Raw genomic sequence first — 25684 nt, 5'->3', positions numbered from 1 at the left:
GTGTTTCACGGAGAGGCTTGACTGGTCCGAGCGCCAGCCGCTGCGGGCGGAGAGTCCGGCACGTCCCCTTGTGCCGGTTTGCGGCTGCGGTGCTTTGGGGGTCCCGGTGTGCCCTTGTGCCGGTTTGCGGCTGCGGTGCTTTGGGGGGTTGGGTCCCGGTGTGCCCTTGTGCCGGTTTGCGGCTGCGGCGCTTTGGGGGCCCCGGTGTCCCCCTGCGCCGGTTTGCGGCTGCGGGTCGGCGTGGTTTGGGCCGGGGGACTGGCTCAGGTGGTTGCTGTGCCGGGTGTTGTGAGGGAGACGGAGAGATCTCGGGCGACCTGCTGGAGTACGGGGACTATCTTCTCGGTCGCCGCGTCCGTGACGCGTCCCGCCGGGCCTGAGATCGAGATCGCCGCCGCGGTGGGGGAGTCGGGCACCGGCACGGCGAGGCAGCGGACCCCGATCTCCTGTTCGTTGTCGTCGACCGCGTATCCCGCACGGCGTACCTGCGCCAGTGCCGCGAGGAAGGCGTCGGGCGTGGTGATCGTCTTGTCCGTGGCGGCCGGCATGCCCGTGCGGGACAGCAGGGCGCGGACCTCGTCGTCGGGGAAGCCGGCGAGGAGGGCCTTGCCGACGCCGGTGGAGTGGGGGAGGACTCGTCGGCCCACCTCCGTGAACATCCGCATGGAGTGCTTCGACGGAACCTGCGCCACGTAGACGATCTCGTCACCGTCCAGCAGCGCCATGTTCGCCGTCTCGCCCGTCTCCTCGACCAGTCGGGCGAGGTGTGGCCGCGCCCAGGTGCCGAGCAGGCGGGACGCGGACTCGCCCAGGCGGATCAGGCGGGGGCCCAGGGCGTAGCGGCGGTTGGGCTGCTGGCGTACGTAGCCGCAGGCGACCAGGGTGCGCATCAGGCGGTGGATGGTGGGCAGCGGCAGCCCGCCGGACGCGGCGAGTTCGCTGAGCCCGACCTCGCCGCCGGCGTCCGCCATCCGCTCCAGCAGATCGAAAGCGCGCTCGAGGGACTGGACGCCACCGCTCGCGGCGGACGGCTTGTCGGTGGTGCTGGCGTCGGACGTCGGCACGGCGCGTTTCCTTTCGGCTGGCAGGCAGGGCAAGAGCCTACCTGCGGGGTGGTTGCCCGCCTCCGCGCTCTTTGCTGGAATGTTAATTCCGCCTTGTGGAAACGTCCAGAGTGAGCGAAGATCGGGCAGAGTGGACATGCGCGCTCTTGACCGGCAGGAAGTCCAAGTGAACACTCCTTCAACAGATCGTTGAGAGGGGTCCGGGTGTACGAACTGGTGCTGCGCTCGACACGCGTCGTGACGCCCGAAGGGACGCGCGCAGCATGTGTCGCCGTCACCGCGGGCCGTATCGCCCGCGTTCTCCCTCATGACGCCGAGGTGCCGTCCGGCGCACGCCTGGAGGAACTCGGCGACGACGTCCTGCTGCCCGGACTCGTCGACACCCACGTCCATGTGAACGACCCCGGCCGTACGGAGTGGGAGGGCTTCTGGACCGCCACGCGCGCCGCCGCGGCCGGTGGGATCACCACCCTGATCGACATGCCGCTCAACTCACTGCCGCCCACGACCACGGTCGGGAATCTGCAGGTGAAGCGGGAGGTGGCCGCCGCCAAGGCGCACGTCGACGTCGGCTTCTGGGGTGGCGCTCTGCCCGACAACGTCAAGGACCTGCGGCCCCTGCACGACGCCGGTGTCTTCGGCTTCAAGGCGTTCCTGTCGCCCTCCGGGGTCGAGGAGTTCCCGGAGCTGGACCAGGAGCAGCTCTCCAGATCGCTGGCCGAGATCGCCGGTTTCGGCGGGCTGCTGATCGTCCACGCGGAGGACCCGCACCGGCTGGCCGCGGCCCCGCAGCGGGGCGGCGGCCGGTACGCCGACTTCCTCGCCTCGCGCCCGCGTGACGCCGAGGACGCGGCCGTGGCGAGCCTCGTCGCCCAGGCGAAACGCCTCGGCGCCCGTGTACACGTACTGCATCTGTCGTCGAGTGACGCGCTGCCGCTGATCGCCGCCGCCAAGGCCGAGGGCGTCCGTCTCACGGTGGAGACCTGTCCGCACTATCTGACCCTGACCGCCGAGGAAGTCCCGGACGGCGCGAGCGAGTTCAAGTGCTGCCCGCCGATCCGTGAGGCGGCCAACCAGAACCTGCTGTGGCAGGCGCTGGCCGACGGCACCATCGACTGTGTGGTCACCGACCACTCGCCCTCCACGGCCGACCTGAAGACGGACGACTTCGCGACCGCGTGGGGCGGGATCTCCGGTCTGCAGCTGAGCCTCCCGGCCGTCTGGACCGAGGCGCGCAGACGGGGCCACTCGCTCGACGACGTCGTCCGCTGGATGTCCGCACGCACCGCGCGCCTGGCCGGTCTCGACCGCAAGGGAGCCATCGAGGCGGGACGGGACGCCGACTTCGTGGTCCTCGCACCCGAGGAGACCTTCACCGTCGACCCGGCGGCCCTCCAGCACCGCAACCGCGTCACCGCCTACGCGGGCAAGACCCTTTACGGCGTGGTCAGATCCACCTGGCTGCGCGGTGAACGCATCGTGGCAGGGGGTGAGTTCACCGAGCCCAGAGGCGAACTGCTCACCAGAACCACGTAGTCCGGACAACCCTGGTTGGCAGGAGTCCGCCCTCGACGCTCACGCACCGCGGCGGCCGACCCCGAAAGGCAGACCTGATCACCGTGGCGATACCCAGCTTCACCGGCGATGCCGCCCCCTACCGGGGCGGCGACCCGTACGCGGACTACCGGACCGCCGACTTCCCCTTCACGCAGTACGCCGACCTCGCCGACCGGCGGCTCGGTGCCGGCGTCATCGCCGCCAACGACGAGTTCTTCGCCCAGCGCGAGAACCTCCTGGTACCCGAGCGCGCCGAGTTCGACCCGGAGCGATTCGGCCACAAGGGCAAGATCATGGACGGCTGGGAGTCACGACGGCGGCGCGGCGCCTCCGCCGAGCATCCCTGGCCGACGACCGGGGACCACGACTGGGCGCTGGTACGGCTCGGGGCGCCGGGCGTCGTCCGCGGCATCGTGGTCGACACGGCCCACTTCCGCGGCAACTACCCGCAGTCGGTATCGGTCGAGGGCGTCTCGTTCCCCGGCGCGCCGTCCCCCGAGGAACTCCTCGCGGACGACGTGAAGTGGACGACGCTGGTGCCGCGCACCCCGGTCGGCGGACACGCGGCGAACGGCTTCACGGTGTCGGTGGAGCAGTACGTCACCCATCTGCGCGTCCGCCAGTACCCCGACGGGGGCATCGCACGTCTGCGCGTCCACGGCGAGGTCGTACCCGACCCCGGGTGGCTCGCGGTGCTCGGCACCTTCGACGTGGTCGCCCTGGAGAACGGCGGCCAGGTCGAGGACGCCTCCAACCTCTTCTACTCGCCCGCCACGAACACCATCCAGCCCGGCCGCTCCCGCAAGATGGACGACGGCTGGGAGACCCGGCGACGCCGCGACCGGGGCCACGACTGGATCCGCTACCGGCTGGCGGCGCAGTCGCAGGTGCGGGCATTGGAGATCGACACGGCGTATCTGAAGGGGAACGCGGCGGGCTGGGCGTCGGTGTCGCTGAAGGACGGGACCGACGGGGAGTGGACGGAGGTCCTTCCCCGGACCCGGCTCCAGCCCGACACGAACCACCCCTTCGTCCTGGCGACACCGCTCGTGGGCACCCACGCGCGCGTCGACATCTTCCCGGACGGGGGCATCTCCCGGCTGCGCCTGTTCGGCTCCCTCACGCAGGAGGGCGCCTCACGGCTGGCGGCCCGGCACCAGGAACTGGGCGGCTGAGCGGTTCCGCCCGCCCGGAGTCTCGCACCGGGCGGGTGGCGCGGTGGGCGCCCCTACGCCGCGAACCCCCCGTCCACCGCGAACTCCGCCCCCGTGACGTACCCGGCCTCCGGCGCGGCCAGGTAGGCCACGACCGACGCCACCTCCTCCGCGGACCCGAACCGACCCAGCGCGGTCAGGGCGGCCTGGCCGGCGGCGTGCGGACCGTCGGCGGGGTTCATGTCGGTGTCGACCGGCCCGGGGTGCACGATGTTCGCCGTGATGCCCCGGTCACCCAGTTCCCGCGCCAGCGCCTTCGTCAGACCTGTCAGGGCCGACTTGCTCGTGGCGTAGAGGGTCCCGCCGGGACCCGGCACCCGCTGGGTCATGCACGTGCCGATCGTGACGATCCGGCCACCGCGTCGCATGCGGGCGGCAGCCGCCTGCGACGTCAGGAAGACGGCGCGGACGTTCACGGCCAGCACCCGGTCGACGTCCTCCGGCTTCCAGGAGTCCAGCGGGCCGAGCGCACCGACGCCCGCGTTGTTGACCAGTACGTCGAGCCCGCCCAGTGCCTCCACCGTGCGGTCCACCGCGGCGGCGGCTTCGCCCGCGTCCGCCGCGTCCGCCCGCAGGGCCACCCCGCGGCGGCCCAGGGCCTCGATGCTCCGTACGACGTCCTCCGCCGCCTGACCGCCCTGTACATAGGTGACCGCCACATCGGCCCCCTCCCGGGCGAGCCGCAGCGCGGTCGCCGCGCCGATGCCCCGGCTGCCGCCGGTGACCAAGGCCGTCCTGCCGTTCATGGTTCCTTGTGAAGTCATGGTCCCTCGTGAAGTCATGAGCCCATCCCAGCGGGGACACGAGGGGGACGCTGGCGGCAAACGGACGTCCACGTCGGGTGCCTCTCCTCCGCCGGCGCCGGAACCACCGTCCTTTCAACCGGACTTCCGGCTGTCCGCCGCCATGAACAACGCGCACGCCAGCACCACCAGGGTGATGCTCACATAGAGCTCGTAGCCGTCGAACAAGCCGTACCGCTGAATCAGGCCCCAGCGCCAGCCGGTGAACTCGTGCACCAGCCCAACCACGCCCTGGATCAGAGCGAGTACACCGAGCAACTCCAACACGTGCTTCATACCGGGATCCTCGCCCCGTCGGCTTCCCCCACGCATCGGCCGAGCGCCGATGACTCCCTGACCGAAGACTCCACCGCCCCCGCGCCCGCGCGCCGAAAGTCCCGGCACGCGTGACTTTCGTCGACGGCCGTGCGCGAAGGGCGGTGGAACCGTCGCCGGCTGCGTAGATTCGTCGGTGTGAGCAGTGAAGGTTCCACGGTGAAGCCGGAGTTGGGGCCCCGGTGGCTGTTGCCGTCCGCGGTGGTCAAGGAACTGGACTCGGTCCCCACGAGCCGCTCGGGACGGCCCCGGCGCACCGCGCGCGACTGGGTCGTGGACTTCGGCTGCTTCCTGCTCGCCGTGTTCGTGGGACTCGTCGGCATCGACACCTTGTCCAGGGAACCCGGCATCTCCCCGGAGTTCGCAGCCGTCGACCAGCTCCTCGGCGCGATCGCCTGCGCCACGGTCTGGCTGCGCCGCCGCTGGCCGCTCGGCCTCGCGGTCGCGATGCTGCCCGTGGCATTCCTCTCGAACACTGCGGGCGGGGCCGGACTGGTCAGTCTCTTCACGCTCGCCGTGCACCGGCCCTTCAGATACGTCGCCTGGGTCGGCGGAATCACCGTGGCGAGCCTGCCCGTCTTCTTCCGGTTGCGCCCCGACCCCGAAGTGCCGTACGCCGCCTCGGTCGTCGCCACCGTGGTGCTGGTCGCGGCGGTCATCGGCTGGGGCATGTTCGTGCGCTCCAAGCGGCAGCTCCTGAGGAGCCTGCGTGACCAGGTGCGGCGCGCCGAGACCGAAGCGGCCCTGCGCGCGGAGAAGGCGCAGCGGCTCGCCCGTGAAGCCATCGCGCGGGAGATGCACGATGTGCTGGCCCACCGGCTGACGCTGCTCAGCGTGCACGCCGGTGCCCTGGAGTTCCGGCCGGACGCGCCCCGGGAGGAGATCGTCCGGGCGGCCGGGGTCATCCGGGAGAGCGCGCATGAGGCGCTGCAGGACCTGCGCGAGATCATCGGCGTACTGCGGGCCGGCGAACCCGACGACACCGGACGTCCGCAGCCGACGCTGAGCGCGGTCGAAGGGCTGGTGGCGGAGTCCCGCGAGGCGGGTATGAAGATCGCGCTCGACCTCCGCGTCGCGGATCCGGCCCTGGTTCCCGCGTCGGCCGGCCGTACCGCGTACCGCATCGCGCAGGAGGGCCTGACCAACGCCCGCAAGCACGCGCCGGGAGCGGAGGTGACGGTGGAAGTGACGGGCGCGCCCGGCACCGGCCTGACCGTCAGCGTGCTCAACCCGCCCCCGCCCGGCCCCGTTCCCCACGTGCCCGGCTCGGGGCAGGGCCTGATCGGCCTCACCGAACGGGCCACCCTGGCCGGCGGCCGTCTGGACCACGGCCGGCAGCCTGACGGAGGATTCGCGGTGCGGGCATGGCTGCCGTGGGCGGCGTGACCCGCGCCTGGCCGCGGCCGGGGCACCCGGCCCGTGTGCCCGTCCCGTGGCCGGCCCCTCGGCGCCCGGGCCGCGCACGGACCCCCCGCACCGGCAACCTGGTTAGGTAGCGTGCATGACTGCGATCCGACTCCTCCTGGTCGACGACGACCCGCTGGTCAGAGCCGGCCTGTCCTTCATGCTGGGCGGCGCCGACGACATCGAGATCGTCGGTGAGGCCGCCGACGGCAACGAGGTCGAGGCCCTGGTCGACCACACCCGCCCGGACGTCGTACTCATGGACATCCGCATGCCGTCGGTCGACGGCCTCACCGCCACCGAACGGCTGCGCGGCCGCAAGGACGCCCCCCAGGTCGTGGTCCTCACCACCTTCCACGCCGACGACCAGGTCCTGCGGGCGCTGCGCGCGGGCGCCGCCGGCTTCGTCCTCAAGGACACCCCGCCCGTCGAGATCGTCCAGGCCGTACGGCGTGTCGCCGCGGGCGACCCGGTGCTCTCGCCCAGCGTCACCCGCCAGTTGATGGCACACGCCACCGCGAGCGCCGCCGACTCCCGGCGCGACGCCGCACGCAGCCGCCTCGCCCTGCTCAACGACCGCGAACGCGAGGTGGCCGTGGCGGTCGGCAAGGGCCGCGCCAACGCGGAGATCGCCGCCGAGCTCTACATGAGCATCGCCACCGTCAAGGCCCATGTCTCCCGCGTCCTCGCCAAGCTCGACCTCAACAACCGTGTGCAGATAGCCCTGTTGACCTACGACGCCGGACTGCTGGAGGACGAGGGCCGCTGACCCGCCCGGCACCGGTGGGCGGTCTCACGCGTTGTGAGGGGTGAGTGGCCTCCCGGATACTCGGGGCCGAAGGGGGATGGGCATGACGGAACCGATCGAGCTGGGCACGTTCGGACCCGGTTTCACGGAGAATCCGCACCCGGTCTACGCCCGGCTGCGCGAGCGGGGCCCGGTGCACCGGGTACGGCTGCCACCGCCCGACGAACACCAGCAGGTGTGGCTCGTCGTCGGCCACGAGGAGGCACGGGCGGCGCTCGCCGACCCCCGGCTGGCCAAGGACGGCAGCAAGATCGGGATCACCTTCCTGGACGAGGAACTGATCGGCAAGTACCTCCTCGCCGCCGATCCGCCGCAGCACACCCGACTACGAGGGCTCATCGCCCGCGAGTTCACCCCTCGCCGGGTGGCGGCCCTGCGCCCCCGCGTGCAGGAGATCACCGACGCCCTCCTCGACGCGATGCTGCCGCACGGCAGCGCCGACCTCGTCGAGTCGTTCGCCCACCCCCTCCCGCTCATCGTCATCTGCGAGTTGCTCGGGGTGCCGGAGATCGACCGGACGGCGTTCCGGCGGATGTCGACCGAGGCGGTGGCGCCCACCGATTCCCAGACCGGATAGGACGCGATCGTCGAACTCGCCGCCTACCTCACCGAGTTGATCGAGGACAAACGGTGCTCGGCCCCCGCGGACGACCTGTTGAGCGATCTGATCCGCACGACGGCCGAGGACGGCGACCGGCTGTCCCGGGAGGAACTGCGCGGCATGGCGTTCGTGCTGCTCGTGGCGGGCCACGAGACCACGGTCAACCTCATCTCCTCGGGAGTGCACGCCCTGCTCACCCACCCGGAACAACTCGCCGCGCTGCGCGCCGACATGACCCTTCTCGACGGCGCGGTCGAGGAGATGCTGCGCTACGAGGGCCCGGTCGAGAACGCGACGTTCCGGTACGCCGCCGAACCGCTGGAACTGGCCGGCCGCCGCCTCGCGCCCGGCGATTCCGTGATGATCGGCCTCACCGCGGCGGACCGCGACGGCACCCGCTACCCGGAACCGGACCGCTTCGACATCCACCGCGACCCGCGCGGGCATATCGCGTTCGGGCACGGGATCCACTACTGCCTGGGCGCCCCGCTGGCCCGCCTCGAAGCCAAGGTGGCCCTCGCCTCCCTGCTGGAACGCTGTCCGGATCTCGCCGCGGACGGCCCACCCGGTCCCTGGCTGCCGGGCATGCTGATGCGAGGAGTACGGAGCCTGCCGGTGCGCTGGTAGCCGCCGTCGGACGGCCCACCACCTGGACGGCCCGGCCGGTACCCCCGGCGGAGCCCCGGGAAGGGGGACGGAGGATCACCAGGCTCTCCGTCCCCAGCCTCCCGAACCCGCCGCCGCGGCCCCCGCCACCGACCCTTGTTCCGGGCCCCCGGGGATCTCCGCGAGCCGCACCAACCGCCGTTCCCGGCGCGACAGTTCGCAGGCCTCGGCGATGCGCAGGGTCTGCAGGGCCTCGCGGCCGTCGCAGGGGTTGGCGCGCTCGCCGCGGACCACCTCGACGAAGGCGGCGAGCTCCGCCTCGTAGGCGGGGGCGAAACGCTCCAGGAAACCGGTCCAGGGGTTCACCACGGGCGGGGGGCCCGCCGGTTCGGTGGAGGAGATCGGTGTGCGGTCGTCCAGTCCCACCGCGATCTGGTCCAGCTCGCCGGCGAGTTCCATGCGCACGTCGTAGCCGGCTCCGTTGATGCGCCCCGCGGTCGCCGTGGCCAGGGTGCCGTCGTCCAGGGTGAGGATCGCCGCGGCCGTGTCGACGTCCTGCGTCGCACTGAAGATCGGCGGTCCGGCGTCGGACCCGGTCGCGTACACCTCGGTGACCTCGCGCCCCGTCACCCAGCGCACCATGTCGAAGTCATGGACCAGGGTGTCGCGGAAGATGCCGCCGGAGAGCGCGAGGTAGTCCGCCGGGGGCGGCGCCTGGTCGCCGCTGATCGCGCGGACCGTGTGCAGCCGACCCAGCTTGCCGGAGCGCACGGCTTCGCGGGCGGCGGTGTAGCCCACGTCGAAGCGGCGCTGGAAACCCAGCTGGAGGATCGTCCCCGCCGCCTCGACCTCCGCTATCGCGTTCAGCGTGCCCGGCATGTCCACCGCGATCGGCTTCTCACAGAAGACCGGGAGCCCGGCGCGAGCTGCCCGACCGATCAGTTCGCCGTGCGCCGAGGTGTTGGCGGTGATCACCACCGCGTCCACACCCCAGGTGAAGATCTCGTCCACACCGGGCGCCGCCGTCGCGCCCAGCCGGTCGGCGAGGGCCGAGGCCCGCGCGGTGTCGGCATCCGTGACGATGAGATTGCCCACGTCACGGTGGCGGCTGAGAGTGTGGGCGTGGAACGTACCGATGCGACCCGTTCCGATAAGTCCGATGCGCATGACTTCAAAGTCGGCGACGGCCCCGCCCCGTGTCAATGCCAGGCCCTTAGTTTGTCCGGACAATCAGACTTCGAGGTCTCCCGTCATCTTTGCGTCACCTTTGCACAGGGATACCCTCGGCCCGTGCCCAAACCAGAAGTGGATCCCACCGCGCCGCTCCGGCTCAGTGTCGACCGCAGCAGCCCGGTCCCGCTGTACTTCCAGCTGGCGCAGCAGCTGGAGGCCGCCATCGAGCACGGGACGCTCACGCCCGGCAGCCTGCTCGGCAACGAGATCGAACTCGCCGGACGGCTCGGCCTGTCCCGCCCGACCGTGCGCCAGGCCATCCAGTCGCTCGTCGACAAGGGCCTCCTGGTGCGCCGCCGCGGCGTCGGCACCCAGGTCGTGCACAGCCAGGTCAAGCGCCCCCTGGAGCTCAGCAGCCTCTACGACGACCTGGAGGCGGCCGGACAGCGCCCCGCGTCGCAGGTGCTCGTCAACACCCTGGAGCCCGCGTCCGCCGAGGTCGCGGCCGCCCTCGGGGTCGCCGAAGGCACCGAGGTGCACCGCGTCGAACGGCTCCGTCTCGCGCATGGCGAGCCCATGGCGTACCTCTGCAACCACCTGCCCACCGGCCTGTTCGACCTGGACAGCGCCCAACTGGAGGCCACCGGCCTGTACCGGCTGATGCGCGCCGCGGGCATCACCCTGCACAGCGCCCGCCAGTCCGTCGGCGCCCGCGCCGCCACCGCCGACGAGGGCGAGCGCCTCGGCGAACCCGAGGGCGCACCGCTGCTCACCATGCAGCGCACCACCTTCGACGACACCGGCCGCGCCGTCGAGTTCGGCTCCCACACCTACCGGGCCTCGCGCTACTCGTTCGAGTTCCAGCTGCTCGTGCGGCCCTGATCCATCCCGGCGGCGCCGGAGCGACCGGGGCCGCGTACCGACGGCGACAACTGAGGGCTCCGCCATGCGGGGCCGTGACGGCGTGAGGCAGAATCGGCGCGATGAGCACCTACCGCGACTTCACCCTCCAAAGGGCTCTCGGCTCCGCTCGAGCAGGGGGTGCCCCGATCGGCTCCGGGCGGCCCACCGTCCTGCGCACCGTGGGAACCCGTGAGCGCCGATCCCTCTTGACGGCCCCGCGCGTGCCCACCGTGGGCATCGACATCGGCGGCACGAAGGTGATGGCGGGCGTCGTGGACGCCGATGGCAACATCCTGGAGAGGGTCCGCACCGAGACCCCCGACAAGTCCAAGAGCCCCAAGGTCGTCGAGGACACCATCGTCGAGCTGGTCCTGGACCTGTCCGACCGCCACGACGTGCACGCCGTCGGCATCGGAGCGGCGGGCTGGGTCGACGCGGACCGCAACCGCGTGCTGTTCGCGCCCCATCTGTCCTGGCGCAACGAGCCCCTGCGCGACCGCCTCTCCGGGCGGCTGTCCGTGCCGGTTCTGGTGGACAACGACGCCAACACCGCCGCGTGGGCCGAGTGGCGCTTCGGGGCGGGCCGCGGCGAGGACCACCTCGTGATGATCACGCTCGGCACCGGTATCGGTGGCGCCATCCTGGAGGACGGGCAGGTCAAGCGCGGAAAGTACGGTGTGGCGGGCGAGTTCGGCCATATGCAGGTGGTGCCCGGCGGTCACCGCTGCCCGTGCGGCAACCGCGGCTGCTGGGAGCAGTACAGCTCCGGCAACGCCCTGGTCCGCGAGGCCCGCGAACTCGCCGCCGCGGACTCCCCGGTGGCGTACGGCATCATCGAGCGCGTCAAGGGCAACATCCCTGACATCACCGGTCCCTTGATCACCGAACTGGCCCGCGAGGGCGACGCGATGTGCGTCGAGCTGCTGCAGGACATCGGCCAGTGGCTGGGTGTCGGCATCGCCAACCTGGCGGCGGCCCTGGACCCGTCCTGCTTCGTGATCGGCGGCGGTGTCTCGGCCGCGGACGACCTGTTGATCGCCCCCGCGCGGGACGCCTTCCGGCGCCACCTCACCGGGCGCGGCTACCGCCCCGAGGCCCGGATCGCCCGCGCCCAGCTCGGCCCCGAGGCCGGCATGGTGGGTGCCGCGGACCTGGCCCGGCTGGTGGCCCGGCGCTTCCGGCGCGCCAAGCGACGGCGTGTGGAGCGCTATGAACGCTACGAGCGCTACGCCGAGAGCCGCCGGTCGAGCCGGGAGGCGCTGTGATGACGGCCCGCCCCGCACGGGGCCTCCATGTCTCGGTCGTCCATGTCTTCTTCACCTTCCAGTTCTTCGAGGGGGCGGTGTGATGTCGGCTGCCGACCAGCCCGCCGTACCGCGAAAGCCGGTCTCGACGGGAGAGACGGGGACCGCCGAGGGCCGCGGGCACATGATCCGCAGGCGGGCGCTCACCCTGCTCATCATCGTGCTGCTGATCGGCGTCCCGGCCGGCTATCTGGTGATCTCCGCCAACCAGAGCCGTGACAGCGGCAAGGACAAGGAGAAGAAGTACTCGGCGACCGGCCTCACCGCGGGCTGGCCCTCCAAGGTGCAGCGCCGGCTCTACCAGGTGCCGATTCCCGGTTACTCCGAGCAGGTCGCCTACTACGAGACGAACAACTGGCGGACCAGCCGCCTCTACGCCCAGTTCCTCACCTCCCAGAAGGGCCTCGACAAGTTCCTCAAGGGGATCGGCACCAGCCGGGCCGCCCTGGAGAGGGACAAGATCGCGATCAGTGAGCGGGACCAGCGGATCACCGGCTGGGACTTCACCGGCCCCGGTCCCTGGTGGGGCCTGGTCCACAAGCAGAAGAACCCCCAGCCCACCCAGGACGTGCTGGTCAACGGGTCGAACCGGAAGCACCCCATGGTCTACGTGGTCTCCCGCGCGGTCCCCTGACGTTCCCCGCACCACGCGCCGGAGCCGATTGTCAGACCCGGCCTCTACAGTCGTAGACAGCTGACTCGACGAGGAGGGCGGGAGGTGACAGGACGTATGCCCACACAGGCCACATCGGTACGACCGTCCGCGGGCGCGGGCGCCGACTCTGACGCGGACGGGGACCGGCTCGTCCGGTCGGCGGCCGTCTTCCTGCCCGCCGCGCTGCCCCGGAACGGGCGGATCGCCTTCTGGGACCCGGCTGGGGGAGCGCCGGCGCCGGACGAGGGCGACCGGAGCGGGCGAACGGTAGGAACCGGTCGGACTGACCGGGCCGAGGGGTTCCCGCGGACCGACCGGGCCGGCCGAACCGAGCTGACCGACCGAACCGAGCTGACCGACTGGACCCAGCTGGCCGACCGGACCGAGCTGACAGTCGTACGACGTCACGGCGCGAGCGTGCGGCGGGGCTCGGCCGGCGCTGTGCTGCTCGGTGTCACCGAGGCCCTGCCCCTGCTCGTTCGTGCCCGGCGGCACCCGGCCGCCCACCCCGCCACCGCCTGCTGGGGCGCCGCCGCGCTGCACGCGCTGCGGCTCGTCGCACGTGGACGCCTGCTGCCCGGACTGACCGGCGAGGGATACGACGCCTGGCGCGCGGGCCCGCTCGACGCCGAGGACATCGCCCACCTCAGGGCGATCGCCGCCGCGCTGCCCTACGAGGGCCATGCCGTACCGCTGCCCGGCAAGGGCCCGCTCCGACTGCCCGAGCCGGAGGCCCTGGTACGCGCCTTCCTGGACGCGGTGGCGGACAGCCTGCCCCGTACCCCGGCCGCCCCCCACGCCTGCGGACGGCCCTTCGCGGCCGGCGCGGGCACCCGGCTTCCCGACGCCCAGGACTGGGCGGCCGAGGTCGCCGCCGGGATGGACGCGGGGGTACGGATCTCGCTCCGGCTGGACCTCTCCGCGTACGACCTCTTCGAGGGCGTCGACGAGTCCGGTGACGCAGGCGGAGCGGGTGACGGCGAGCGGACGCGCCGGGCGGGGGCCGCCGTCGTCCAGGTGCACAGCCTCGCCGACCCCACCCTGGTCGCGGACGCGGCGTCGCTCTGGTCGGGCGAGGCCGACCTCGGTCCCCGCGCTCGGGTCGACGCCGCCCTCGCCGTACGCCGCGCGGCCCGCGTCTGGCCGCCCCTCGACCGGCTCGCCGAGCAGGAGGTGCCGAACGTACTCGCGCTGTCCGAGCAGGAGTTGTCCGATCTGCTCGGGGTGGCCGCCGGCCGGCTGGGAGCGGCCGGGGTCGCCGTGCACTGGCCGCGCGACCTCGCCCAGGACCTCAGCGCGGCGGCCGTGGTGCGCCCCGCGCCCGGCTCGGCCACGGACGGCACCGGTTTCTTCGAGGGCGAGGAACTGCTTCGGTTCCGCTGGCAGTTGGCGCTCGGCGGGGATCCGCTCACCGAGGCGGAGATGGACGCCCTGGCCGAGGCGCACCGCCCGGTGGTCCGGTTGCGGGACCGCTGGGTGCTTGTCGATCCGGCCCTCGTCCGCAAGGCCCGCAAACGCGAGTTGGGCCTGCTCGACCCGGTGGACGCGCTGGCGGTGGCGCTCACCGGCACCGCGGAGATCGACGGGGAGACGGTGGAGGCGGTGCCGGTCGGCGCGCTGGCCGCGCTGCGTGACCGGCTGACGGCGGGGGTACGGCCCGTCGAGCCACCGGCCGGACTACGGGCCCGGCTGCGGGACTACCAACTCCGCGGCCTGGCCTGGCTGGACCTCATGACCTCCCTCGGCCTCGGCGGCTGCCTCGCCGACGACATGGGCCTCGGCAAGACGGTCACGGTCATCGCACTGCATTTGCGCCGGGCCCGCCCGGAGCCGACGCTGGTGGTCTGCCCGGCGTCGCTGCTCGGCAACTGGCAGCGGGAGATCACCCGGTTCGCGCCGGACGTACCCGTCCGCCGCTACCACGGCCCGGACCGCGACCTGGAGGACCTGACCGGCGGTTTCGTCCTCACCACCTACGGCACCATGCGCTCGGCGGCCCCACGGCTCGGCCAGCAGCCGTGGGGCATGGTGATCGCGGACGAGGCACAGCACGTCAAGAACCCGTACTCCGCCACGGCGAAGGCACTGCGCACGATCCCGGCACCCGCGCGCGTGGCCCTCACCGGCACCCCGGTGGAGAACAACCTCTCCGAACTGTGGGCCCTGCTCGACTGGACGACACCGGGGCTGCTCGGCCCGCTGAAGTCCTTCCGCGCACGGCACGCACGAGCCGTGGAGAACGGCGAGGACGAGGAGGCGGCAGCGCGCCTCGCCCGGCTGGTCCGCCCGTTCCTGCTCCGTCGCAGGAAGTCCGACCCGGGGATCGTGCCGGAGCTGCCGCCCAAGACCGAGACGGACCATCCGGTGCCGCTCACCCGAGAACAGGCCGCGCTCTACGAGGCGGTGGTGCGCGAGTCCATGACGGTGATCGAGGCGGCGGAGGGCATGGTCCGGCGCGGACTGGTCCTGAAGCTCCTCACCTCGCTCAAGCAGATCTGCAACCACCCGGCGCTGTATCTGAAGGAGGACGCGCGGGCGGCGAGGCTGGCCGGGCGCTCCGGCAAACTGGCCCTGCTGGACGAGCTGTTGGACACGCTGCTCGCCGAGGACCGCTCGGCGCTGGTCTTCACGCAGTACGTGGGCATGGCCCGGCTGATCACCGCCCACCTGGGGGCCCGCGCCGTTCCGGTGGAACTGCTCCACGGCGGAACCCCGGTCGCCGACCGGGAACGGATGGTGGACCGCTTCCAGTCCGGTGAGACGCCGGTCTTCCTGCTGTCGCTGAAAGCCGCGGGCACCGGCCTCAACCTGACCCGCGCCGGCCACGTCATCCACTTCGACCGCTGGTGGAACCCGGCGGTGGAGGAACAGGCCACGGACCGTGCCTACCGCATCGGCCAGACCCAGCCGGTGCAGGTGCACCGCCTGATCACCGAGGGCACGGTGGAGGACCGCATCGCGGAGATGCTGCACGCGAAGCGCGCGCTGGCCGACGCGGTCCTGACCCCGTCCGGCCCCGAGTCCGCGCTCACCGACCTGACCGACCGTGAGCTGGCGGACCTGGTCTCGCTGAGGAGGCCGACATGACGCGCCCCGAGGACGGTGCGGCCCACCCCACCGAAGACCGCGCCCCCGCCCCCGCGAACCCCACCGCGCTCCCCGGGCCCGAACGGCAGGCCAAACCTGGACCGCAGGCCGGGCCCGAATCGCTGGCCGGGCCCGAAACGGAGGCAGGGCCCGCTTGGCAGGACGAGCCTGAACGGCAGGCCGGCCCCCAACGGCACGCCGAACTCGAACCGCAGGCCGAGCCCGAACCGAAGGCCGAGCCTGAACGGCGGGCTGAGGTCGAACGGCAGGACGGACCCGAAGGGCACGCTGGGCCCGAAACGGAGGCAGGGCCCGAAATGCAGGCCGGGCCCCAACGGCACGCCGAACTCGAACCGCAGGCTGAACTCGAACCGCAGGCCGGAGCCGGACCGACGGCCCAGTCCGAACCGCAGGCCAAACCCGAGGCGTCCCCCGCTCCCCGGCCCGCCGACGTGGCCCGCCGTGCTCTGCGTGCCGCGAGGCGGGGCGGGAACCGGCCCGAACCGGGGCCGCGGTCGGAACTCGCCGGGCGGGGCGTGCCCGGCGAGCCGGACCACCCCACGCTCCGGTCGCGGCCGGGCCGCACCGCACGGCCGGGCTCCGTGGCACGGCCGGGTGACGTGGCACGTGAGGCCCTGCGCGAGGCACGTCGTACCGCCCCGCGTTCCGAGCCTGCCCCCCGCGGAACCGACACCGGGGCCGCCGCACGCGGGACCGACACCGGGGCCGCCGCACGCGGGACCGACACCGGGGTCGCCGCACGCGGGACCGACGCCGAGCCCGCCCCTCGCGGGACCGACACCGGGGCCGCCGCACGCGGGACCGACACCGGGGCCGCCGCACGCGGGACCGAGACCGGGGTCGCCCCTCGCGGGACCGACACCGGGGCCGTCGCACCGAACGCCGACGCCGAGCACGTACGAGGGGACGACGCCGAGCACGTACAAGGGGCCGACGCCGAGCACGTCCTACGAGGGCCTGTGTCGGAAGTGGCGCCTGCCGGCCGACGCCCGGCAGGCTCCCCCAAGCTCTCCGAGCAGGGGGCACCCCCACTCGGCGCACCGGGCGAAAGCCCAAGTACATCCAGTACGAGGACTTCCGCCCGGCACGCCGAGAGCACGCTCCCCCACTCTCGGCTGCGCTCGAGCGGGGGGACCCCCATGACGCCGCCCGGGCCGCCCTTCGGACGAACGACGCCACTTCCGACACAGACCCTAGGGACCGACGCGGAGGAAACGCAGCGCTCCGGTTCCGGGGACGCGGGCGACCGGGCCAAGGCTCTCCGGGAACTGCTGGCCACCGTGCGCCGCAGCACCACTCCGCCTCCCGCCCGTCCTCACGGTCCGGCTCACCGTGCCCGGACCCGTACGACAAACCCCCGTGGGCCGGACCCCGCCGCGGCCACCACGAAGCCGTCCCAGCGGCCCGGGCCCCGCACGACCTCGACGCGCGGCACCCGTTCCGCCGCGCCGCCCGGTGAGCTCCGGCGTACCTTCCCCCGGCTCCCGGCACATCCCGAGGGGGGAGCGGGCTCCACCTGGTGGGGCAAGGCGTGGATCACCGCACTGGAAGCGGCCGCGCTCGACGCCGCGCGGCTCGGTCGCGGCCGGAAGTACGCCGAGCAGGGCGCCGTGGACGCGATCACCGTTACGCCGGGACTCGTCCTGGCGTACGTGCACGGGAGCAGGCCGCGCCCGTATCGCGTCCAGGTGCGGCTCCGGACGCTGGACGACGAGGACTGGGACCGTTTCCTGGACGCCGCGGTCGAGCGCCCCGGCCATATCGCCGCGCTGCTCGACAAGGACCTGCCGCACTCCCTCGCCGACTGCGGCGTGGACCTCCTCCCGGTCCCGGGAGACCTCGTCCCGCAGTGCAACTGCCCCGATACGGGCCACCCCTGCAAGCACGCCGCCGCCCTCATCTACCAGACGGCCCGCCTCCTGGACGAGGATCCCTTCGTCCTGCTCCTGATGCGCGGCCGCGGCGAACGCGAGCTCCTGGACACGCTCTCCCGCCGCAACGCCACCCGGGCCGCCCGAGCCCAGAGCGCCGGGAGGAGCGAGGACCGCCTCCCGGGCGTACGCGCCACCGAGGCGCTCGTGCCGCGCACCCTGCCGGCCCTCCCGGCCCCGCTGCCCCCGCCCCCGCACCCTCAGGCCCCACCCGCGTACCCGGCCTCACCCGGCGGCCCCGACCCCCTCGCACTCGACCAGCTCGCCACCGACGCGGCCGCCCGCGCCCACGCCCTGCTCACCGCCGAGCGCGACCCGGTGGCCGAGCTGACCCTCTGGCAGGACGCGGTCCGCCTCGCCGCCCACCACCCGGGCTCCGGCCTCACCGCCGCGACCCGCGCCCTGTACTCCTCGCTCGCCACCGCCACCGGCCGCACCCCGGCCGACCTGGCCCGCGCGGTGGCCGCCTGGCGGCAGGGCGGCGCGGAAGGTCTCGCGGCGCTCGAGGACCCCTGGGACCCCCCGGCCGGACGCTTCGACCGCGCCCGCCCCCTCCTCCTCGCCGCCGACCTCCCCGCCTTCCGCCCCTGGCGGAACCGTCTCACCCACCCCGCCGGCCACATACAGCTCCGCCTGGGCCGCGACGGACTCTGGTACGCCTACGAATCGGAACGCGACCAGGACGACTGGTGGCCGCGCGGCACCCCCGACCTCGACCCGGTCGGAGCCCTCACCGGCATAGGCGTCCCGGACGACACCCCTTGGGCTCCTAACCCGGTCGGGTGACCGCGGCCCCGGTGGCGACCGCTTCGTCCACCTGACGGCCGTCCGCCGCCACACACGGGGGAGTGAAACCCGCGACAGGCCCGGCGGGGCGAAGCCGAAGGCGGTCCTTTCCGGTCCTTTTCAGGGTTCCGGGGACGGGCGTCCCCCGTGGCGGTGACCATAGGAGAGCCCGTATGCCCCTCTACCACACGTTCCGACGACATGTGGTGGGCCGGTGCACACCAGGTGCACAATCCGGGCCCCTGTCCGCCCCCACAGTCACGGAAGTTAGCTTGGACCGGTGAGTGACACGCATACCCCTGCCCTTCAGTACCGCTTCGACGGCCCGGAAGACGCACCCGTTCTGATCCTCGCCCCCTCCCTGGGGACCACGTGGCACATGTGGGATCGGCAGGTTCCGGAACTGGCGCAGCAGTGGCGGGTGTTCCGCTTCGATCTGCCGGGGCATGGCGGCGCGCCCGCCCACCCCGCGGGATCCGTGAGCGAGCTCGCCGAGCGGCTGCTGGCGACCCTGGACGCGCTCGGTGTGCAGCGGTTCGGCTACGCCGGGTGCGCATTCGGCGGCGCCATCGGCGCCGAACTCGCGCTGCGCCACCCCGAACGCGTCGCCTCGCTGGTGCTGATCGCCGCCTCTCCGCGTTTCGGCACGGCCGACGAGTTCCGCCAGCGCGGGGTGATCGTCCGCACGAACGGACTCGACCCCATCGCGCGCACGGCACCCGAGCGCTGGTTCACACAGGGGTTCGCCGCCAACCAGCCCGCGATCACGGAGTGGGCGGTGCAGATGGTGCGCACCACCGACCCGGGCTGCTACATCGCGGCGTGCGAGGCGCTCGCCGCGTTCGACATCCGTGCCGAACTGGGCAGCGTCGGTGTCCCCACCCTCGTCCTGGTGGGTTCCGACGACCAGGTCACCGGTCCCGCCGAGGCCCGCACCCTGGTCGCCGGCATCCCGGACGCCCGGCTCGCGGTGGTCCCCGGCGCCTCCCACCTCGTCCCCGTGGAACAGCCCGCCGCCGTCACGGACCTGCTCGTCACGCACTTCACCACGGCCTGGCAGCCCGCCCCCGGCTACGACACCGCCACCGGCCAGATGGCGGTGCCGCCGGTGATGGTCAGGCCCGTACTGGCGCCGCCCGTTCCGGTCGCCCCGGTGGGCGAACTCGCGCCGGCCGTCCAGCCCGAGGCCGTGGGCAGACCCGACCCGTACGACGCGGGCATCAAGGTCCGCCGTGAGGTCCTCGGCGACGCCCATGTGGACCGGGCACTGGCCACGGCGGACGAATTCTCCGGAGACTTCCAGGAGTTCATCACCCGCTACGCCTGGGGCGAGATCTGGGACCGTCCCGGCCTCGACCGGCGCTCGCGGAGCTGCGTCACGCTCACCGCGCTGGTCGCGGGCGGTCATCTGGAGGAGCTGGCCTTCCATACCCGGGCGGCGCTGCGCAACGGCCTGACCCCCGCCGAGATCAAGGAGGTGCTGCTGCACGCCGCCGTCTACTGCGGGGTGCCCGCCGCGAACAGCGCCTTCAAGGTGGCCCAGCAGGTGATCCGGGAGGAGACGACTCCCAGCGAATGAGCGAAAGGGTACCGGGGAGGCAGGATGGAGCCATGAAGCTCACGAAGAAGTCGCACGCCTGCATCCGGCTGGAGAAGGACGGACAGACGCTGGTCATCGACCCCGGCGCCTTCAGCGAGGAGGACGCCGCGGTCGGCGCGGACGCCATCCTGGTCACCCACGAGCACGCCGACCACTTCAGCGAGGAGCGGCTGCGGGCGGGCCTGGAAGCCGACCCGGCCACACAGATCTGGACCCTGAAGTCCGTTGCGGAGAAGATCTCGGCCGCCTTCCCGGGCCGGGTCCACACCGTCGGTCACGGCGACACCTTCACCGCCGCCGGCTTCGACATCCAGGTACACGGCGAACTGCACGCGGTCATTCATCCCGACATCCCGCGCATCACGAACGTCGGCTACCTCGTCGACGGCGGCAAGGTCTTCCACCCCGGGGACGCGCTCACGGTCCCCGACCACGCCGTCGAGACCCTGATGCTGCCCGTCATGGCCCCCTGGAGCAAGATCGCCGAGGTCATCGACTACGTACGCGAGGTCAAGCCGCAGCGCGCCTACGACATCCACGACGCTCTCCTGACCGACCTGGCCCGCCCGATCTACGACAATCAGATCGGCGCGCTCGGCGGAGCGGAGCACCTGAGGCTGGCCCCGGGGGCCTCGGCCGACCTGTGACCGGCGTAGCTGACGGGGCCGGGTGGGACTGTCGGACCCGCCCGGTAGGTTGTGGGGCATGCGCATCGCGACCTGGAACGTGAACTCGATCACCGCCCGTCTGCCGAGGCTGCTGGCCTGGCTGGAGAGCACCGGCACGGATGTGCTGTGCCTGCAGGAGGCCAAGACCACCGAGGAGCAGTTCCCGTCCGAGCAACTGCGCGAACTGGGCTACGAGACGGCGGTCCACGCGACGGGCCGGTGGAACGGCGTGGCGGTGATCTCCCGCGTCGGCATCGAGGACGTGGTCAAGGGCCTGCCCGGCGACCCCGGCTACGAAGGCGTCGTGGAGCCCCGCGCCATCTCCGCGACCTGCGGCCCGGTCCGCGTCTGGTCGGTCTACGTGCCCAACGGCCGCGAGGTGGACCACCCGCACTACGCCTACAAGCTCCAGTGGTTCGAGGCGCTGAAGGCGGCCGTCGCGGGTGACGCCGGGGGCAGCCGCCCCTTCGCGGTGATGGGCGACTACAACGTGGCGCCGACGGACGACGACGTCCACGACGTGGCCGCGTTCGAGGGCCTCACCCACGTCACCCCCGCGGAGCGCGCCGCACTCGCCTCCCTGCGCGAGGCCGGCCTGTCGGACATAGTCCCCCGCCCCCTGAAGTACGACCACCCCTTCACGTACTGGGACTACCGCCAGCTCTGCTTCCCCAAGAACCGCGGTATGCGGATCGACCTGGTGTACGGCAACGCGCCGTTCGGGCAGGCCGTCAAGGACGCGTACGTGGACCGCGAGGAACGCAAGGGCAAGGGTGCGTCGGACCACGCTCCCGTGGTGGTGGACCTGGAGGTGTGACCCGGGGGCTTCGGCCCGCGGGCCGGGCGGAGGTGTATCAGCCCGTCCGGCGTCTGAGGACGAGGCCGTTCAGGCCGATGCGGGGGTCAGGGGTCGGCAGCCCCGGCGGCGCGATGTGTGAAGCCCCGGCTCAACGGACCAGCGCGCGCAGATCCACGGCCGAAGCCAGCGCGGCGAGTCCCGCCTCGCCGGGATGCAGGTGATCCCCGCTGTCATAGGCGGGTAGCAGCCGCGCGGGATGCGCGGGATCCCGCAGCACCGCGTCGAAGTCGAAGAACCCGTCGAAGTCCGCGTTGTCCCGGATCCATGAGTTGACCGCGACGCGCTGTGCGTCGGCCGCCGCCGTGCAGCGCGCCTCCCCCTCGCAGGGGACGATCGTCGCGGCCAGCACCCGCAGCCCGCGCGCCCGGGCCCGCTCCGCGATCTCCCGCAACCCCGCCACGACCTGTTCCGCCGTCGCGCCCCAGCGCACATCGTTGACGCCCTGGAAGACGACCACCGTACGGGCCGAGGTCTGGGCGAGGACATCGCGGTCGAACCGGTCAAGGGCGCTCACCCCGCCGGTGTCGGTGGACACGCCGTCGCCCGGATAGCGGTCGCTGACGACGCGGTTGGCCGAGATGCCGTGGTTGAGGACGCCGTAGCGCGGTACGGCGTCCTGGTTCCGCAGCCGGTCGGCCAGTACGTCGGGCCAGCGACGGTTGGCACCCGGCGTGGACTTCTCGCCGTCGGTGATCGAGTCCCCGAGGAGCACCACCGAACCCGGCCCGCCGCCGACGTCCACGCCGGTCAGCAGGGGCCAGTTGGCGATGGTGGAGGTGTACGCGTCCGGTCCGGCGTCCGCCGTGTGGTCGCCGGGCGTGCTGACGTAGGACCGTTGCACGGCGAGGGCGTGCACCGGCGCCGCCGTCACCGTCTCGGGCAGATGGAAGCTGACGAGCAGATTGGTGTCCGGCGGCACCTCGAAGCCCAGCGGGTCGCTGAACTCCTGGGCCCCGGCAGGGATCCGGGTCCCCGCCGCGCCGCGGAACGACAGCGGCACCGGCGCCCCGAGCGGGGTGGCCCCCGAGGACTGCACGGCCACCGTGGCACTGCCGATCCGCACCGGCGCGGAGGCGAAGGTGTTGTCGAGCCGGATCCGCACCCGCGGTCCGCCCGCCGAGGTGTGCACCACCAGCCGCAGCGTGCGGTCCGTCCACGGCCCGACGGCCGGCTGTCCGGACGTCGATGCGGCCCAACTGCCCGTCCAGCCCCGGGTCTCAGGGCGCACGGACAGCGCGAACACATGCAGCCCCTTCTCGCGCGGCAGCGTGACCGAGGCGACCTCGCGTCCCAGTGCGACAGGCACGGTCACCACGTACAGCCGGGCCTGTTCGGTGAGTTGACCCGTGGGGGTGTTGATGTGCGGCAGTGCGACGGCCTTGGTGGTGAGCGGGCCGGTGCGCCAGTCGGCGGCGGTGAGCCGGTACACGGAGGAGGAGCCGTTGGCGTACCGGACCACCCCGGTGCCGGTCGCGGCGGAGCCGCCGGTGCCGGAGACCAGGAGGGCCAGTGCGTTCCCGCGGCCCCTGACGCGAACCGACTGGCCGTCGGCGCGTACGTTGTCCGGCTCCCCGGGCGAGCTGCGCGGCCAGGTGAGCCGGGCGCCCTGGACGGTCAGTGTGCGCCCCGGTGTCCAGCCCGCGGCGGTCAGGTCCTGCGCCGAGAGCGAGGCGCCCGAGCCGTCGAAGTCCGCCTCGGCGGGGCGGGCGTCGTCGCTGACGGCCGTGTTGTCGTAGAGCCGGTCCAGGGGGAGCGGCTCGGGGCTGCCGGGGGTCCCGGCCTCGGCCGTGCCCAGGCACAGCGAGGCCAGCAGGCCCAGTACCACCGCCGCGCACGCACGTCGGCGCATCATCGTTCCCCCGTTCGCTGACGACCTGACAACTCTGCACCGAGCTCTTTCAGTCTCCGAAAAACCAAGGACGCGACGGGAACGCGACGGCGAGACGTGCGCCAACTGAACTCGAACTTTCCTGGAACGTACGGTTCAGCGTGCCTGTGGTGCGGCGCACGGCAGGAAATGACAGGCTGGACGTATGAACATCCCTTTCCTGGACAACTGGCGCAAGAAGCGGAGCCCCGCCCGCGGTGTCGCGGTCTACTCCGAGGGTGACAGTGACCCCGAGGGTGTTGCCGAACTCCTTTCCGAATGCGAGTTGCTGCGCTCCCAGGCGAGCCGGGCGGGAATCCGACTCGACGACTCCGTGGCCTCGTTGGAGGCGCTCGACCAACTCCTGCCCCGCTGGCGGGAGGACGAGGAGGTGTTGCCCTGGCTGGGCAACGACGCAGGGCTCTATCTGGGCACGGTCATCGTGCGGACGGTGGAGGGGGCGGTGTGGGAGGTGTGGCCCAGTGGCCGGCCGGTGGTGCGGCTGACCTCGGGGCGGGAGATCGATGTGGTCACCTCGGGGCACGAGTGGGCGGCCAGCGGGGTGCCGGAGCTCTCCCAGTTGTACGCGGAGGTCTCCGAGGGATAGACGGATGGCCAGTATGCATAATGTCCGGAAAGTGCGTGTCGTCCCTTAAGTCAATTCTGTGGTGAGTAGTTTGCGGCCATCACGGCACAGCGGTGAGAGTGAGGGGGCTGAGCATTGGGGCTGAGCATCCCTCCCGATCCGCGGTTCGAGCCGCGTGGCGTTCGCCGACACTGTGCGGGGTTGCGCCGGTCCTGAGCGGGCCCGCCCGGCGACAGCCGAAGATCACTTCTTGCGCAGCGGCACCGACACGTACGAGGGGTCGTGCCGCGGCGAGGAGAAGGTCAGCTGCGCGCCGGACGGGTTGTGCTCGATGTACAGCGGGTCGACCGTGTCGACCACCAGGGCGAGGCGATGCCCCGCCGGCACGTCGTAGGCCGTGGAGAACAGGTCCAGGTCCACACTGAACGGCTCGCCGGGAGTCTGTCCGTGGAAGGTGTACGGCGCGTGGCTGACCAGCTTGCCGACGCCGAGCGGACCCACGTCGTAGAGGTAGGCGACGAGGGTGCCGCTCTTCTTCGTCGCGGTGACCGTGGTGTGCAACTTGGCCGTTCCGCGCACCTGTTGTGCCGTGGGGTACTTCCCGGACTGCCACACGGCCGCGTACCGGCGCGGCAACAGGGGGATGGAGGCCATGGGCGGCAGCCGGGTCAGCTGGTCGAGGATGCTGGAGAGGAGGACGACCCCGCCGTCGGCGCCCGAGTCGACGTTGGCCCGGACGGTGGTGGTCCCCGCCAGATCGAACTTCCGCTGTGCCGCGGTGGCCGACTTCCAGTCCGGGTAGCCCTCGTGGCCGCCGCCCGAGCGGGACTTGAGCCGAACGGGCTGTTCCCGGTCGATACCGTTGTCCACGCCCCTGAGGTAGTGGTCGAACCAGCGGACGGTGTCCGTCCAGACGTCGTTGGGCAGTCCGAACAGCCCGGTGATCTCGGGCGTGGCGTGGTCGCCCGGGCGTAGCTCCAGTCGCTTGGGTCCGGTCAGCCGCCCGTAGAAGTCGGCGTACTGGTTGGGCGGGAAGATGCTGTCGCCCCAGGCGCCCGCCAGCATCACGGCCGCGCCGTTGCGGTTGATCCGGTCGACGTAGGCCGCGGGGGAGCGCTTGCGGCCCCAGGCGATCAGTTCCTCCTCCTTGGACAGGTCGGAGGCGAAGAACGCCTTGAGCGTGTCCTGGAACTCGGTGCTTGGGCGGCCGGTGACGTACCCGGCGCCGCCGAGCAGCGCGGCCGACTGCAGGTGCTGAGTGCGGCCGGAGTAGATCGAGTCGATGAGGTCCGCCCAGCCGCTGAGGGAGGCGACGGCCTTGATCCGCTTGTCGTGCGCGGCAGTCAACAGGCTGATGCCCGCCCCGTACGACACCCCGCCCATACCCACCCGGCGGGGGTCGGACGGTGTGTTGGCCAGGGCCCAGTCGATGACCCGGGAGGCGTCCGTGACGTCCGCGGGCCCGGCCACCTCGATGCTCCCGCCCGACTGCCAGAAGCCGCGCACGTTGTAGGTGACCACGACATAGCCGGCCTCGGCCAGCTTCCGGGCCTGGGCGAGGTACTGGACCTGGGGCAGGCCCCAGCTGGTGGGCAGGACGAGCAGCGGGTGGCGGCCCGAACGGTCCGCGGGCGTGACGATGTTCGCCTTCAGGACGGTGCCGCCGTCGCCCGGGATGTCGACGAATCTCACGCCCGGCGCCGTGGGGGTGGCGGCGGGCGTCGCGTGTACGGCGGGGGCGAGCCCCGGGGCGGCACCGGCGATCAACGACGCGGAGACGGCTCCGACGGCGGTGGTGCGCAGATGTCCCACAGGTCACTCCTCGCACGTGTCAATGAAGTGACCCGACGGTAGCTTCGGCCGGCTACCCGA

Annotated in this window: 19 protein-coding genes and 1 pseudogene; 14 read left to right on the top strand and 6 right to left on the bottom strand. The window is 72.4% G+C overall.

Going from position 1 to position 25684, the window contains the following annotated elements; genetic code table 11:
- Positions 1 to 263: 263 nt before the first annotated feature.
- The gene (locus EF387_RS31015) at positions 264 to 1064 is read right to left on the bottom strand and encodes an IclR family transcriptional regulator (protein WP_128379962.1); all 801 of its coding nucleotides are present in this window, start codon (positions 1062 to 1064) and stop codon (positions 264 to 266) included.
- Positions 1065 to 1268: 204 nt separating this feature from the next.
- On the opposite strand from EF387_RS31015, the gene allB reads away from it, so the two are divergent.
- Positions 1269 to 2600, top strand: a complete 1332-nt coding sequence (gene allB, locus EF387_RS31010) for an allantoinase AllB (RefSeq protein ID WP_238431803.1) — start codon at positions 1269 to 1271, stop codon at positions 2598 to 2600.
- 74 nt (positions 2601 to 2674) lie between these two features.
- Positions 2675 to 3796, top strand: a complete 1122-nt coding sequence (alc, locus tag EF387_RS31005; RefSeq protein WP_128379960.1) for an allantoicase — start codon at positions 2675 to 2677, stop codon at positions 3794 to 3796.
- A gap of 53 nt (positions 3797 to 3849) precedes the next feature.
- Here alc and EF387_RS31000 read toward each other — a convergent pair whose 3' ends face one another.
- Both EF387_RS31000 and EF387_RS30995 read right to left on the bottom strand, forming a co-directional pair.
- A complete protein-coding gene (locus EF387_RS31000) occupies positions 3850 to 4581 on the bottom strand; it encodes an SDR family oxidoreductase (RefSeq protein WP_202918418.1) in 732 nt (243 codons plus the stop codon).
- A 132-nt stretch (positions 4582 to 4713) separates the two neighbouring features.
- Entirely contained in the window at positions 4714 to 4914 is a 201-nt protein-coding gene (locus EF387_RS30995) for a hypothetical protein (RefSeq protein WP_128379958.1), read from the bottom strand.
- 177 nt (positions 4915 to 5091) lie between these two features.
- Between EF387_RS30995 and EF387_RS30990 the strand changes: the two genes are divergently transcribed.
- From EF387_RS30990 to EF387_RS30980, 3 genes and pseudogenes are all read left to right on the top strand, one after another.
- Complete coding sequence (locus EF387_RS30990) at positions 5092 to 6339, top strand: sensor histidine kinase (protein ID WP_128379957.1); 1248 nt, start codon at positions 5092 to 5094, stop codon at positions 6337 to 6339.
- Between the two features lie 115 nt (positions 6340 to 6454).
- On the top strand, positions 6455 to 7126 hold the full coding sequence (locus EF387_RS30985) for a response regulator transcription factor (RefSeq protein WP_128379956.1): 672 nt from the start codon (positions 6455 to 6457) through the stop codon (positions 7124 to 7126).
- Positions 7127 to 7208: 82 nt separating this feature from the next.
- A pseudogene (locus tag EF387_RS30980) lies at positions 7209 to 8393 on the top strand (cytochrome P450 family protein).
- Between the two features lie 75 nt (positions 8394 to 8468).
- On the opposite strand, the gene EF387_RS30975 reads toward EF387_RS30980, so the two are convergent.
- A complete protein-coding gene (locus EF387_RS30975; RefSeq protein ID WP_128379955.1) occupies positions 8469 to 9539 on the bottom strand; it encodes a Gfo/Idh/MocA family protein in 1071 nt (356 codons plus the stop codon).
- Between the two features lie 138 nt (positions 9540 to 9677).
- On the opposite strand from EF387_RS30975, the gene EF387_RS30970 reads away from it, so the two are divergent.
- The 8 genes from EF387_RS30970 (at position 9678) to EF387_RS30935 (ending at position 21317) form a co-directional block, all read left to right on the top strand.
- Positions 9678 to 10427 (top strand): GntR family transcriptional regulator, encoded by a 750-nt coding sequence (locus tag EF387_RS30970; RefSeq protein WP_128380069.1) that lies wholly within the window; start codon positions 9678 to 9680, stop codon positions 10425 to 10427.
- A gap of 101 nt (positions 10428 to 10528) precedes the next feature.
- Entirely contained in the window at positions 10529 to 11713 is a 1185-nt protein-coding gene (locus tag EF387_RS30965; RefSeq protein ID WP_128379954.1) for an ROK family glucokinase, read from the top strand.
- Positions 11714 to 11795: 82 nt separating this feature from the next.
- Positions 11796 to 12386, top strand: a complete 591-nt coding sequence (locus EF387_RS30960) for a sugar kinase (RefSeq protein WP_128379953.1) — start codon at positions 11796 to 11798, stop codon at positions 12384 to 12386.
- 96 nt (positions 12387 to 12482) lie between these two features.
- The gene (locus tag EF387_RS30955) at positions 12483 to 15494 is read left to right on the top strand and encodes a DEAD/DEAH box helicase (protein WP_128380068.1); all 3012 of its coding nucleotides are present in this window, start codon (positions 12483 to 12485) and stop codon (positions 15492 to 15494) included.
- A gap of 452 nt (positions 15495 to 15946) precedes the next feature.
- The gene (locus EF387_RS30950) at positions 15947 to 18232 is read left to right on the top strand and encodes an SWIM zinc finger family protein (protein ID WP_420802648.1); all 2286 of its coding nucleotides are present in this window, start codon (positions 15947 to 15949) and stop codon (positions 18230 to 18232) included.
- A 280-nt stretch (positions 18233 to 18512) separates the two neighbouring features.
- The gene (pcaDC, locus tag EF387_RS30945; protein WP_128379952.1) at positions 18513 to 19811 is read left to right on the top strand and encodes a bifunctional 3-oxoadipate enol-lactonase/4-carboxymuconolactone decarboxylase PcaDC; all 1299 of its coding nucleotides are present in this window, start codon (positions 18513 to 18515) and stop codon (positions 19809 to 19811) included.
- 32 nt (positions 19812 to 19843) lie between these two features.
- The gene (locus EF387_RS30940) at positions 19844 to 20479 is read left to right on the top strand and encodes an MBL fold metallo-hydrolase (protein WP_128379951.1); all 636 of its coding nucleotides are present in this window, start codon (positions 19844 to 19846) and stop codon (positions 20477 to 20479) included.
- 58 nt (positions 20480 to 20537) lie between these two features.
- Positions 20538 to 21317 (top strand): exodeoxyribonuclease III, encoded by a 780-nt coding sequence (locus EF387_RS30935; RefSeq protein WP_128379950.1) that lies wholly within the window; start codon positions 20538 to 20540, stop codon positions 21315 to 21317.
- A gap of 130 nt (positions 21318 to 21447) precedes the next feature.
- Here EF387_RS30935 and EF387_RS30930 read toward each other — a convergent pair whose 3' ends face one another.
- Positions 21448 to 23211, bottom strand: coding sequence for an SGNH/GDSL hydrolase family protein (locus EF387_RS30930; protein ID WP_420802645.1), 1764 nt, complete (start codon positions 23209 to 23211; stop codon positions 21448 to 21450).
- A 181-nt stretch (positions 23212 to 23392) separates the two neighbouring features.
- On the opposite strand from EF387_RS30930, the gene EF387_RS30925 reads away from it, so the two are divergent.
- Positions 23393 to 23833 carry a DUF6278 family protein gene (locus EF387_RS30925; protein WP_128379949.1) on the top strand — a complete coding sequence of 147 codons (441 nt, stop codon included), beginning with the start codon at positions 23393 to 23395 and terminating at the stop codon, positions 23831 to 23833.
- A 222-nt stretch (positions 23834 to 24055) separates the two neighbouring features.
- Here EF387_RS30925 and EF387_RS30920 read toward each other — a convergent pair whose 3' ends face one another.
- Positions 24056 to 25624, bottom strand: coding sequence for an alpha/beta fold hydrolase (locus EF387_RS30920; RefSeq protein ID WP_128379948.1), 1569 nt, complete (start codon positions 25622 to 25624; stop codon positions 24056 to 24058).
- Positions 25625 to 25684 lie beyond the last annotated feature (60 nt).

This window comes from Streptomyces cavernae (assembly GCF_004023625.1).
Lineage (GTDB): Bacteria > Actinomycetota > Actinomycetes > Streptomycetales > Streptomycetaceae > Streptomyces > Streptomyces cavernae.
The sequence above is the reverse complement of the archived record's forward strand: the minus strand, read 5'-3'. Positions and strand labels throughout refer to the sequence as shown.

Bases quoted from the DNA above. Each gene is read 5' to 3' on its own strand.
- EF387_RS31000 (WP_202918418.1), bottom strand. From the start codon at position 4,581: ATGAACGGCAGGACGGCCTTGGTCACCGGCGGCAGCCGGGGCATCGGC.
- EF387_RS30995 (WP_128379958.1), bottom strand. From the start codon at position 4,914: ATGAAGCACGTGTTGGAGTTGCTCGGTGTACTCGCTCTGATCCAGGGC.
- EF387_RS30985 (WP_128379956.1), top strand. From the start codon at position 6,455: ATGACTGCGATCCGACTCCTCCTGGTCGACGACGACCCGCTGGTCAGA.
- EF387_RS30975 (WP_128379955.1), bottom strand. From the start codon at position 9,539: ATGCGCATCGGACTTATCGGAACGGGTCGCATCGGTACGTTCCACGCC.
- EF387_RS30965 (WP_128379954.1), top strand. From the start codon at position 10,529: ATGAGCACCTACCGCGACTTCACCCTCCAAAGGGCTCTCGGCTCCGCT.
- EF387_RS30960 (WP_128379953.1), top strand. From the start codon at position 11,796: ATGTCGGCTGCCGACCAGCCCGCCGTACCGCGAAAGCCGGTCTCGACG.
- EF387_RS30955 (WP_128380068.1), top strand. From the start codon at position 12,483: ATGCCCACACAGGCCACATCGGTACGACCGTCCGCGGGCGCGGGCGCC.
- EF387_RS30940 (WP_128379951.1), top strand. From the start codon at position 19,844: ATGAAGCTCACGAAGAAGTCGCACGCCTGCATCCGGCTGGAGAAGGAC.
- EF387_RS30935 (WP_128379950.1), top strand. From the start codon at position 20,538: ATGCGCATCGCGACCTGGAACGTGAACTCGATCACCGCCCGTCTGCCG.
- EF387_RS30930 (WP_420802645.1), bottom strand. From the start codon at position 23,211: ATGATGCGCCGACGTGCGTGCGCGGCGGTGGTACTGGGCCTGCTGGCC.
- EF387_RS30925 (WP_128379949.1), top strand. From the start codon at position 23,393: ATGAACATCCCTTTCCTGGACAACTGGCGCAAGAAGCGGAGCCCCGCC.